9 protein-coding genes are annotated in these 12,230 nt (G+C 39.8%); 4 read left to right on the forward strand and 5 right to left on the reverse strand.

Annotation, left to right across the window (positions count from 1 at the left end; translation table 11 throughout):
* Window positions 1–19: 19 nt before the first annotated feature.
* A complete protein-coding gene (locus tag ABIL69_02935; protein MEO0122941.1) occupies window positions 20–190 on the reverse strand; it encodes a hypothetical protein in 171 nt (56 codons plus the stop codon).
* 204 nt (window positions 191–394) lie between these two features.
* On the reverse strand, window positions 395–1,477 hold the full coding sequence (locus ABIL69_02940; GenBank protein MEO0122942.1) for a CapA family protein: 1,083 nt from the start codon (window positions 1,475–1,477) through the stop codon (window positions 395–397).
* A 290-nt stretch (window positions 1,478–1,767) separates the two neighbouring features.
* On the opposite strand from ABIL69_02940, the gene ABIL69_02945 reads away from it, so the two are divergent.
* From ABIL69_02945 to ABIL69_02960, 4 genes are all read left to right on the forward strand, one after another.
* Entirely contained in the window at window positions 1,768–2,730 is a 963-nt protein-coding gene (locus tag ABIL69_02945) for a GGDEF domain-containing protein (protein ID MEO0122943.1), read from the forward strand.
* Window positions 2,723–3,742 (forward strand): serine/threonine-protein kinase, encoded by a 1,020-nt coding sequence (locus ABIL69_02950; GenBank protein MEO0122944.1) that lies wholly within the window; start codon window positions 2,723–2,725, stop codon window positions 3,740–3,742. Before ABIL69_02945 ends, ABIL69_02950 begins: the two co-directional genes overlap by 8 nt.
* Before the next feature lie 555 nt (window positions 3,743–4,297).
* Entirely contained in the window at window positions 4,298–6,967 is a 2,670-nt protein-coding gene (locus tag ABIL69_02955; protein MEO0122945.1) for a T9SS type A sorting domain-containing protein, read from the forward strand.
* 56 nt (window positions 6,968–7,023) lie between these two features.
* Window positions 7,024–8,532 carry a hypothetical protein gene (locus ABIL69_02960; GenBank protein ID MEO0122946.1) on the forward strand — a complete coding sequence of 503 codons (1,509 nt, stop codon included), beginning with the start codon at window positions 7,024–7,026 and terminating at the stop codon, window positions 8,530–8,532.
* A 171-nt stretch (window positions 8,533–8,703) separates the two neighbouring features.
* Here the strand turns inward: ABIL69_02960 and ABIL69_02965 are convergent, their stop codons facing one another.
* From ABIL69_02965 to ABIL69_02975, 3 genes are read right to left on the reverse strand one after another with little or no spacing between them, the layout of a single operon-like run.
* Complete coding sequence (locus ABIL69_02965) at window positions 8,704–9,867, reverse strand: alpha/beta hydrolase (GenBank protein ID MEO0122947.1); 1,164 nt, start codon at window positions 9,865–9,867, stop codon at window positions 8,704–8,706.
* Between the two features lie 8 nt (window positions 9,868–9,875).
* Window positions 9,876–10,388 carry an adenine phosphoribosyltransferase gene (locus ABIL69_02970; protein MEO0122948.1) on the reverse strand — a complete coding sequence of 171 codons (513 nt, stop codon included), beginning with the start codon at window positions 10,386–10,388 and terminating at the stop codon, window positions 9,876–9,878.
* Window positions 10,389–10,437: 49 nt separating this feature from the next.
* The gene (locus ABIL69_02975) at window positions 10,438–12,033 is read right to left on the reverse strand and encodes a T9SS type A sorting domain-containing protein (GenBank protein ID MEO0122949.1); all 1,596 of its coding nucleotides are present in this window, start codon (window positions 12,031–12,033) and stop codon (window positions 10,438–10,440) included.
* Between the last annotated feature and the right edge of the window lie 197 nt (window positions 12,034–12,230).

The raw sequence follows: 12,230 nt of genomic DNA on the forward strand, positions 1-12,230 counted from the left end.
CGTCAACCATCACTATAAATTAAATGTAGTGCCCGAGTTTACTCGGCTTTAAAATATCTGCAGACCAATCCGCTATAAAACTTGTCGGACTGCCACTACCATCAATCGTTCCATCCTGTAGTGGTTGAGCTTGCTCAACATTGATTATTGCAGAGTAAACACTGCCACTACAGTTTTTATTGCAGACCAAGGTCTGCCACTACAAGTCTGAAGAAATTTCTATGGGTTTTTGGACATAAAAAACATTTTATGAAAAATTGGTGAGGATTCAGAACGGGTTTAAACGCCAAATTCCAATTAACAAATATCAAACAAGAATTAATTTCAAAAAACGAATAAATTTATTTGTCATTCAAGACATTGAAAATACTGAGACAATTTGGCGCTCCTTAATTTATTCTTCTTTTGTGAAGTTTATCTGTAAGTTATCAATATGTTCAACAGTCTCTTTCAATGCCTCAACCATTCTTTTATAATTCTTTTCCCCAATGTATTGCAATGAATCCTGTTGATAAAGTTTAATTGATTTTTCTATCGGTAGTATTCTGAATTTATAAGAATCGCCAATTTTATATTTTGCAACATAAGTTGGAATATATTTAATTTCTTTAAGGTATGTAGCATTGCTATCTTTTGCGATTACATACTTCAGCATTATTCCAGTGTCAGTATATCTTTTTCGTTGACCACAGAAAAAATTACCGAGCGAATATGCTACATAAACTTTTTTTTGTTCCAATTCAATAACCTCAATCGGTTGGATAACATGTGGATGTGAGCCAATAATCATATCCGCACCCATTTCGGCAATCTTTTTCACGGTCTTTTTTTGTTCTTTATTGGGAAACCTTTCATATTCAATGCCAAAATGGAGGGCAACAATAACAAAATCACAAAACGGTTTTGCCATTTCAATATCTTTCTTTATCTCTTCTAAATCTATCAGCTTCACCATCCATGGTTTCGGTATAGGTATCTCATTCATTCCGTATGTATAACTTAAAAAGGCAATTTTGATGCCATTTTTTTCAAAAACATATATCTCTTTACTTTCTTCTTCGGTTACATAGGCACCGATTTGCACCAACCCTGTGTCTTTCAGTATTTTGGTAGTGGTTTTTAATCCCTTAACGCCATAATCAAGGGTATGATTGGTGCGGAAAAGGAGATCAAAGCCTGCATCTTTTAAGGTGTAAGCAAGTTCTCTTGGTGTTTTAAAACAGGGATAGCCGGTATAGGGTCCAATTGTATCAAGGGCACCACCAAACCATGCGGTGCATAAATCAACCGAACTTAGATAAGGTTTTACCTCTTCAAAACACGGATAAAAATTGTAGTATTTCTCTTTTGTGTCATAAACACTGTTTAATATGCTTTTGTGGATAAATATATCACCGACTGAGATAACGGTCAATTTTTGGGGTGTTTGAGAAAACAAAAATCCCGGGCACAAGAGATAACAAAGTAAGACCGACATTTTTAAATTATATGTAAAATTTAGTAATTATCAATCCTTTTTTTCTGACACCTCTCCATTTTTATAAAAATTTTGCAAAACCCGTAGTGGCAGACCTTGGTCTGCAATAAAAACTGTAGTGGCAGAATTTACTCTGCAATAATCAATGTTGAGCAAGCTCAACTACTACAGGAAAACAATGATTGATGGTAGTTGCTGACCTTGGTCTGCTATATTTTAAAGCCGAGTAAACTCGGCCACTACATTTAATTCGTATTGACTTTTAAGAGAATATTACTATACTTGAATTGATGGCATCAGGCAATCCCTGTCTGGTTCTTGTGGATGAACGGATTTTACTAAAAAATTTTGCCCTTGAAGAAAGGGAATACATCATTGGCCGGGCAGATGGATGTGATTTTATAATTGATGGCAAAGAAGTCTCCCGAAAACATGCCCGAATCTATTATGAAGATGGAAAATTTAAGATTGAAGATTTAAAGAGCACGAATGGAACATTTGTCAATGGTAAACAAATCACCAAGGTTGAATTAAAGCACGGTGATGAAATAAATATCGGTAATTTTACAATAATTTTTGATGATGGCAGAGGCATTGAAGGGATATACGATGAAACACAATCTGCGTACGCTGGTAATGAGACACAAAAACTCGTTGCCGAATATAAATCCATTGCCGAAAAAATTCGGGAAAGGGATATTGCCTTGCGTCTGAAACAATACCATGAGAAAGTTCTTAAGAGCAGAAAAAAACTGTCCGAGCAGGCAAATCGCGACCGATTGACCGAACTTTATAATCGCCGCTATTTTGACCGAGTCTTTGAACAGCAATTCAATAACGCACACCAGAATAAATATCCTCTGACTATATTTTTTATTGATATTGACCATTTTAAAAAAATTAATGATACATACAGCCATGATAAAGGAGATGAAGTATTAAGGGGAGTAGCACATATAATTCAGGCACTATGTAGAAAGGATGATATCGTCGCCCGTTATGGGGGTGAAGAATTTGTTGTTTTGTTTCCCAAAATGGACAGCACGAGTGCAACCCAGATTGCCGAATCAATGCGTAAGATTGTGGAAGAAAAATCGGCTGAGATAATCGGGATAAAAATCACCGTTAGTATTGGCGTTGCTACGGATTTTTTGCGATTTACAAGTTTTCACGACTTTATTAAATCTGCTGATACTGCCCTTTATAAGGCAAAATCAATGGGTCGTAATCGGGTTGTGGTAGCAAATGAATAAAGAACAAACAATTGGAAACTACAAAATCCTGAAATCAATTGGTAAGGGTGGTATGGCTCAAGTCTATACCGCAATTCAGGGTTCACTGGACAGAATTGTTGTCATAAAACAGATGAAGCGAAATCTTGATGGTGAAACACAAACACGATTCAAACGCGAGGCAAGGATATGTGCCAATCTAAATCATAAAAATATCGTTGAGATATATGACTACTTCCGTGATGGTGGCGAACATTATTTAGTGATGGAATATATTGAAGGTTTGAGTCTCGCTGATATAATTGAAAAAGAATCACCCTTACATCCTGTCCTTGCTGCATCCATTGCCCGCGAGGTATGCCAGGCACTGGTCTGTGCCCATAAGAATGGTATCATCCATCGTGATATCAAACCTAAAAATATTCTAATCTCCAAGAATGGTGTGGTAAAACTAACGGATTTTGGAGTAGCACGGGATATTGATGCCCCGGAATTGACCACGACCGGTGCAATCATCGGCACACCATTTTATATGTCACCAGAGCAGGCTGGTGGCGGAAAAGTTTCTTTTCAATCAGATATATTCTCTTTAGGCGTTGTATTATATGAGATGGTAACAGGTAAGAAACCATTTGTGGCTGAAGAAAGCCATGGGATAATTGCCAAGATTTGCCGTGGAAAATATAAATCTCCTTTCTGGATTGACCCGCATCACAGCTGGCGATTGAGTAGAATTATCAATAAAGCAATGAAACGAAATCCCAAGGCTCGTTATAAATCCGCTGAAGATATGCTTAAGGCATTAAATAATTTTTTGGGCTGGAAAAATCAGGCAATGGTTGAGGAGAATATCAGAAATGTACTTTTGCGGATTGAACAGACTAAAGAAGCTACAACGATTGTAAAAGGAAAGGAAAAGAAAAAGAAGAAAAAACAAGAAAAGAGTAGTACCGGACTCCATTTTTTACTCGTGATACTTTTGATTTTAATTATCATTCTTTTTATCACATATTTTTATATCCTCATGAAGTAAGAATTTAGGCAAAAATTGTAGGGCAAGGCTTCAGCCTTGCATAAAATATAATGCACCTGATGGTTTACCCTAAATTTTTGTAAAAGAAATTCGCCCTATCTTACCATCCAACAGTACGGGTGGTGAATCAGCCTTCCAAAAATCACCCTTGACAGAGAAGAAGTTTGCGGTATAATATTATAGTTAGCGATAAGCCATGATTTTGGCGAAAGGTGGTGATGGAAGGACAAAGAAAAAATCTTTCTGTAGCGGTGCGATTCATCGCACAATTTAAGTGCTTGACCCAGCACTTAAAGGGATAGAAAAAATAGGGTCAGAATAAACATAGGTGGTAAGATGCTACGCACTATCTATCTATAGTATTGAGCATTCTACCGCTTTATGCGGGGGAGGCGATTTATGTGGTCGCTAATGGGATGTTATTTAAAACCACAGATTACGGATACACTTGGTCTCGCATCGGTTATGAACTGCCGCCTCTTACCTGTATAACCGGGTACTTAGTAGATTCCACACCAAGCTACTATATTCTATATGCTGGAGCGGGTAAGGACGGTGTATATAAAAGCACTGATTTGGGCTATTCCTGGGTTTCCCATTAACAATGGACTGTCCCTGCCTCTTCCGGAGTCTGTTTACAAAATTGTCATTAATCCAACAAACCATGGAGAACTCTATTTAGTTTGTAGGGGATCCGCAATATATTATTCCTCAAATGGTGGGCATAATTGGTCCTATTTCCCACCTCCACAGGGTTACTTTTACAATCCCTACCGTCAGCAGTTTGATATAGCGATAGACGGTACTATATGGCTCCTTTGTCGTAAGGATATACCTTTCTTTCTCTGGGCAATTGTAAAACGTCCGCCAGGAAGTTCAATATGGTATGAAGTGAAAACTTTCCAGATTTATGCGCTACCAGAAGATTTGGTTTGCTCGCCACATAGTTCAGAAACCGTGTTCTATATTGACGCCGTTGATTCCACTGCTGGTCGTTCATGGTATCCCGTGTTAAGAACCACCGATGGAGGCTACACTTGGGAGGAGGTGATTTCCTCAGAAGGCTGGGGAGTCTCGTGTTTAGCGTTTACCCCCTACTCTGCAGATACTCTCTACGCCGGCGTCTGGGATGATGGTGTTGGACCTACTTGGAATGCGATGTTGAAAAGCGACCACTGTGGCGCCCCTTATACATGGTACGAATTACCCCTTACAGATTTAATTATGGTCTATTCTGTAGAATGCGATCCGGAAAGTGTTGGCGTGGTCTTCGTGGGTTATAAACAGATCAATCAGTCCGATCAAGGTGGTGTTGAATGTAGCATGAATGGCGGTTGGACTTGGGAGGATGTGAGCTCAGGGTTGGATTATAATCCGGTCGGGAAGCGTGCGCTTATCATCCAGCCAACAATTCTTTTCAGTTCTACAGGTTACGGAACTGCGTACTCAGCCCAGAAATTGATATCCAATCCTCTCACAGATAAACGATGTGCACTCTATCAATCCCGCGATAGCATTTACGCCGCATTTTCTACAGATTTAGGGCAAACTTGGCGCTACAAAGAACTGCTTGGGGCCGGAAATTTCCCTGCTTCTACAGTTGCGAATAATGGCTACCCATATGTCATCTGGCAGCGGAATATCGAACCAACCCCAATGGTTGCTGGCGGAGAATTGTGGTTTTCAAGATATGATGGCACGAATTGGAGTGAACCATACTTACTTGCTTCTTTTACCGGTCCATTCAATCTTGATGTCAATCTACCCGGTTTCATTATTGACCCAGCAACGAATATTGGCTATGTTGTCTTTGAATGGCGCGACCGATTTATGAATGGACCCACTTCCCATCTCTGCCTCGGCTGGTTTGATATCAATAATCCTGCTAATTTTCAGTTTACAGAATTAGAATATGCAATGGCTCCGCTCCGTTGCGAATTTCCATCCATCAGCCAGGGTGGCAATTATCTCTATATCGCATTCCAGCGTGAAGACAAAATCTTTCGGATAAAATGGGATATTGGAAATCATCAGATTGTTAATAGAATTCAGGTCTCTGAAGATAGCAGATTCTCCCACCATCCTTTTGTTGATGTTCAAGCAAATGGGGTGATAAACTATGTTTACGAGGACTCTACAGTCAATAATATTGAAATATATAGAGCATACGAGTTGAACAATGTAATTTACCGTGTAGGCAACATTAGCAATACCCCTGGCAAATCCCAATGGCCACAAATCTGTAAAGGAACAACCTGGATTACCTGGAGTGAGTATATCTATCCACCAACCGATAATAACTGGGAAATCTGTTATAAAGATATGGAATATGAAGGCTATCAGATTCTATCCCAGACCGATGGAATGTCAAAATACTCACATGGTATCGTTACTCGTTCACCATATTGGCCACCTCCGTATGAACCGAAATTGACCGCAATATGGACTGAAGGGAATCAATCACCTTATGAAATTAGAGCAAAAACTGTTACTATTCCTACTCCTGCATATTTCTATGTTGATGCGGGTAGAGAAGCACCCAGTCCCTGGACAGTCCAGAGGGATGGCTATTTCCAGTTTGCGCCTGAACCAGAAAAGACGATTGATTATCATTCTCAAAAATTAATCTATCACTTTCCGAATCTTAATCCCGAAAAGCGTTATCGGATTAAATTGGTTTTCTATTTTGAGTCCGCAAGTCAGAAGCGCTGGAGGATGAAGATAGAGGCAGATAATATCTTCCACGCTAATATCTGGTTGAATCCCGATGAGGTCACAATCCTTGAGCGCTGGCTACCACCTGCCTGTTACAGGGATGGAGAAATCTACCTCAATATCACAAAGGCAATCGGTGATCATGCCTTTGTTGCCCAGGTATTCATTTATGAATACGAGAGGGAAATAGAGAAGATCACAAAGAATACCCAGGAATCAGACATTTCGTACTTCAGAGAACCCTACCTTTCAGTCAGTCCTAATCCTTTTCATAATCATACTGTAATTCACTATAACCTCCCAGTGAGTGACGACCAAACAAAAATCAATATCTATGATGCATCAGGACGTCTTGTAAGGCAGTTTAATCATTTAATTTATCCACAATCCAATCAAATCGTATGGGATGGAACAGACTGTATAGGTTCGGTACTACCTAATGGAATATACTTTGTGAGTGTTACAGCATCAAACTACCGATTGATTAAGAAGATAGTTTTAATGAAATAAAAATTAAAGAGGGGCCTCCTCCCTTTGGAGGAAGGCCCCTACAAAAAGGGGCTTATATGCGAAAATTTTCTGTAATTTTTACCTCTTTTATCTTCCTTTTTGGATTTGGCTTTAGTGGAACAATTATAGACTCAGTTTGGGGGACTGCTCTCTGGCCCCAAGTGGGTCATACAATTTCCTACGGTCCATCAGTTGATGCAATCTTGATAGCCCTTCATAGCTTCGAACATTCTATAGATGTTCATTCCGCGCACGGCAACCTTTCATACTGGATTCATGATGAACATATCTACAACCTTGAATTTGGTATACCACAATGGACAATAAATACCCTAGCTTCAACATACCCCTATATCGGTTTTACCACTCACACGACAAAGATGGTTGCCCAACGCTGTTTTGGTTGGTTTAATGGGAATTGGGAAGACCCTGTAAACCTTGGCCCTGATACCGCACATGCATCTTTGAACATTCCCTTGCAACTTCAGGATGGGAATATTCTTTTTATTACCCTAACATTTGATAGTATTATCTACCGCACGCGCACACCCGATTTACAGACTGAAGTAAGCCATGGGACGATAGCGAGGGCTTGTTACTTCTGGGGTGCTGATTTGAATAATGGCACTGCCTATGTTTTCTATTTTGATACCTTACTAAATATTTATTACCGCACCACAGCCGACGGTATTAATTGGACTCCACCGCAGAATTGGACGGTAGTCTGGCCAAATCCCTACTTGAACAACATTATAGGCTGGACGCAAATGGCTATCACTGACGCTGGCAGCCCCCTCTTGGTTTTTGACAATTGGAACGGCGATGAGTATAACAGTGGCATCTACCCTTTTCATAGTAAGGTCTATGTCTCCTATGCTTCTGGCCTACCCTGCGTTGAAGTTTCCTCTACCTTTGGCGCACCAGACACTGAATGTGTTTATCCGACAATTGCAACTGGCGGGAATCTTATAGCAGTTTTATATTGTATGCCGAGGAATAACGAATCCGGTTCGCTTAATTGGTGGGATTTTTATGTTGTTTGGTCCTCAGATGGCGGACAAACTTGGGGAACACCCATTAACTGTACTCAGTCATTAATCAATCGTCCCGGCCTCCCTCAGCTCGCAAAGCGGATTGATACATTAAGATATCGGGTTTATTATATTTATGCGATTGATATGGTGAGGAATATTGATCCCCTCTGGAATGTCTGGATTAGTGGTGACTATGACCCGATGTATATCTATTTTGACTATGCACCGTATGCAGGGGTTGAAGAAGGCGAAATGTTAAAGGTCAAAGATAAAAGATTAAAATTGATGATTTTGCCGAGTGTGGTCAGGGATAATGCTGAAATTCAATTTGCGATTCCTGTAAGACAAGGCATTCGCTTAGATCTATACGACATAATCGGCAGGAATCTCAAAACGATTGAAGAAGGTACTCTTGAGCCCGGTCTCTATTCCTGCAATCTCAATCTTTCTAATCTCACTTCTGGCATTTACTTCTTAATTCTTGAAGGCGAGCGTGAGTCAAAAACAGAGAAGTTGTTGATCGTGAGATAAAAGGAATTCTCAATGGATTTTTCTGACTCTCATTTTATCATTTCAACAATTGTAAAAATGATAAATCTATGACCTGGGTGTAAAAAGGTATTTTAAGAGCTAATCGCAAACCTGAAGGTTTGCCCTACATTTAGTGACCTATATTCCGAACAGACCCAAAAATTTTAGTAATTATTTAAGAAACACTATCCTTTTTGTTTTATTATCAGGGGTTTTTATAAAATAGACACCGGCATTTAGAGTTCTATCCGTCTGCCAGGTTCCGGGAATTTTTATCTCCGCAATCTTTTTCCCGGTAATATCAAAAATCTCTGCGGAACAAGTTTTTCCGGAAATTCTCAAGGATTTAGTAAATGGATTGGGATAAATTGATATATCAGATTTTGTATCATTTATCGCTTTCGCTTCACCCATTCCAACCCCACCATATCTGACTTCAACCGTATCCATTGTCGGGTGACCTTTTATTGAATCACCAAAACAATAATGATAGTTCCACGCCGTAGTATCATTTCTTAAATAACGCTGGAAGAATGCAGTCATATGACGACGTGCAATTCTTAACTGTTCGGCGCGGGTTATGGTTGCGGTTCCCCCATTTTCCCAGGAATATGAATAGTCCATAAAATATCCGTGATTGGCACCAAGAATTACTGCAAATGTTCCAGGTGCGGGTGCATTCTGCCAGTAGGCAGAACGGACATCATTCCAGGGTGCGATATTATCAATTGAACCCGCGATAATCATCTTTGGTGTTATCAGGTGTTGAGAATGGGTTGCGGGCGTGGTCTGGGGACTTGCTAAAGCTACTATCGCTTTTAATGTATCAGTCAATCTGAATGTGTCAGCAGCAAGGCATGCAAGACCACCACCCATACTATGTCCGGTGAATCCCCATTTGAATCGTGCAAGTTTGTTGTAAAAAATATCGGTTGGCACTGTATCCCTGCTTGCAGTCCAGCGTGCCGCATCCATCATTGAATGGGCACGGGTATAGTGTTCAGGTGTGGGGAATGGATTGGAAATTGTTGGCAGCACCACAATATATCCCCAGGATGCTAAATGTTGGGCATAACTGTAATAACGGTCAATTCCCATCTGGAATCCGTGTCCAAAGACAATAATCGGACAGGGCACTGCCGCAGGATTTACCTGATTTCCTGAAGAAGGATAGTAAATCCGAGAGTTATTCATTGTCTCATAAACACCAGGGATATTTTCGGTCCGGTAAGACACCGTAGGAAATGGTCCTGTTGTATCATAATCAGGATATTGTGCTCCAGCCAATTTCACAAGGATACTAAGCAATACCAGTGGAATCAAGATATAACGCATAATACCTCCTAATACTCAACCAGTGAAAAAACTTCGTAATCTTTTAGTTTTTCTCCACCATTTAAATAGGTCAGATTCGCAATAAAGGCACAGGCTACGACTTTCCCACCGAGCATCTCCACGAGTTTACATGCCGCAAGCATTGTGCCACCAGTTGCTAAGACATCATCAAATAACAAAACCCGTTCTCCCTTTTCAAGTCCGTCTTTATGAATTTCAATGACATTTTTGCCGTATTCCAATTCATACTCCATTTTGACTGTTTCTGCTGGCAGTTTTCCAAGTTTGCGCACCGGCACAAGTCCGCACCCAAGATTATAGGCAATTGCACCACCAAAGATATAACCCCGTGCCTCAATTGAGACAACTTTATCAATCTTTGCGCTTTTATACTTATTGACGATCGTGTCTATTGAAAATTTAAATGCCTCAGGATTTTTCAAAATCGTTGTGATATCGCGAAACATTACCCCTTTCTGGGGAAAATCAGGAATATCCCGAATAAATTTCTTTAAGTCCATTAAACCCCCTTGTGAGTGATTATATTTATAAAAAAATACTTGTCAATTTTTATCGTATTAAAGTAAATTTTCCGTTAATACCTTCTCCTTTAACGAAATATACACCTTCTGAAAATAGGGAAAGATCTAAATCTATCTTATGATTACCTGATTTCAAATTCCCTTCATTAATTCTTTTTACAATTTGACCTGCGGAATTGTAAATATTGAAGGTGATTGTTCTGGATTCTATTAAATTAAATTCCAGCGAGATATTTTTTGTAGCAGGATTTGGTTTGATTGAAAATAGAATTTTTTTCTGCATTCTGTAATATTCCTCAAGTCCAACATTCTGCACTACACCGACATAGGTATCTTGATTCCCGTTTCTGGTATCGGTCCAGATCGGTATTGGATTTCCTTTTGATGCTGCTGCCAGACCATTATATTCACCAATCAAACCTGCCCGCTGGTCAACAAGAGGCTTATTTGGATCATAAGGTTCAAAATCTGCAAATGAACCTGCCCTTAAATCAAAAGAGACATTGGTCACACGGACATTGGGAAGCCAGGTAGTCCCACCATCAGTAGATTGCGCAAGATATACATCGCAGAGGATATTATTCGGGTCATTCCTTGAATCGTAAAAAATCACTGAAATGCAGCCGGTGCGGTCAACAGTGAGCCAGGGATGGAATTGATCAATGTTATTGCCCACAGGGTCATCATTTATTCTTACCCTTGGGCTCCAGGTATTTCCACCATCCGTGGAACGGGTGAAGAACATATCTGGATAACCATCGGTTCCATTATCCATATAAGCGATATAAATATAACCACGATACGGACCATTGGTAATATCCACATCCATTGCCGGATAGGAAAAAGTAAGTATTGTTCCCTTTACATACCGATTCATTGAAGAAATGCTCTGGACCGTTTTGTCGGTTCCAAATGATATACCACCGTTTGTAGAGCGATCAAACTTTATTGAGTTATATGTGCACCAGGCGACATAAACCTCACCATTAGGACCGACTGCGGGCACTGGCCATTGAAGGCTCCCCTGGGTATCACTGATTTGAATCGGAGTTGACCAGTTATAACCCTGATTTGTGGAGCGTGTGAAATATATCGCAGGTGTGGAAAAGTTAAGAAATCTTGCCCAGGCAACATAAAGATTGCCACGATATGGACTGTTTGTTCTATCACAGGCGATCAATTCTTTATCTTCAAATACATTCTGGACATTATTCACAACGGTTCTGGGCGGACTCCAGGTAATTCCTTTATCCGTTGACTGAAATAGAAAAAATCCATTAGGCTGGGAAGTTGAATTAAAAGATAGCACGATTGCATAAAAGTTACCATCAGCATCCACGGTCATCCCCGGGTCTGAATCCCAGTTATAGGTCGGCTCAACAAAGAGGGTTTCGGCAATCCAGGTCCTGCCACCATCCAGGGATGCCGCATGGCCAACCTGACGGTATCCGACGCGAAAATCACGCCAGTCCGCGACAAGATTTAATGTATCAATAGGATTTATTACAATCTGCTGCTCATTCTGAATCTGGGTTGTGTTATCGGTATTTACCTTGATATTGAGAAAACCTTGACTGAAAGATAAACAACAGACACCAAAAAAGAAAAGAATAGCATTTTTCATAAAACCCCCTATTTTTATAATAAAGAAAAACAAACCTTTTGTGCTTAATTATATAAGATTACGTAAAAAAATCAAGTGCGTATCTTGAATTATAAATCTTTCATAAATTCAAGTATTTATGCTGGATATTTTCCAATCTTGTTTAAATTATTTTTAGTTCTTAAACTGCCGATTGATTATAAATGTAGTGTCCGAGT

This window comes from candidate division WOR-3 bacterium, assembly GCA_039802005.1.
In the GTDB taxonomy this organism is placed as follows: domain Bacteria; phylum Hydrothermota; class Tepidihabitantia; order SM23-42; family JAOAFX01; genus JAOAFX01.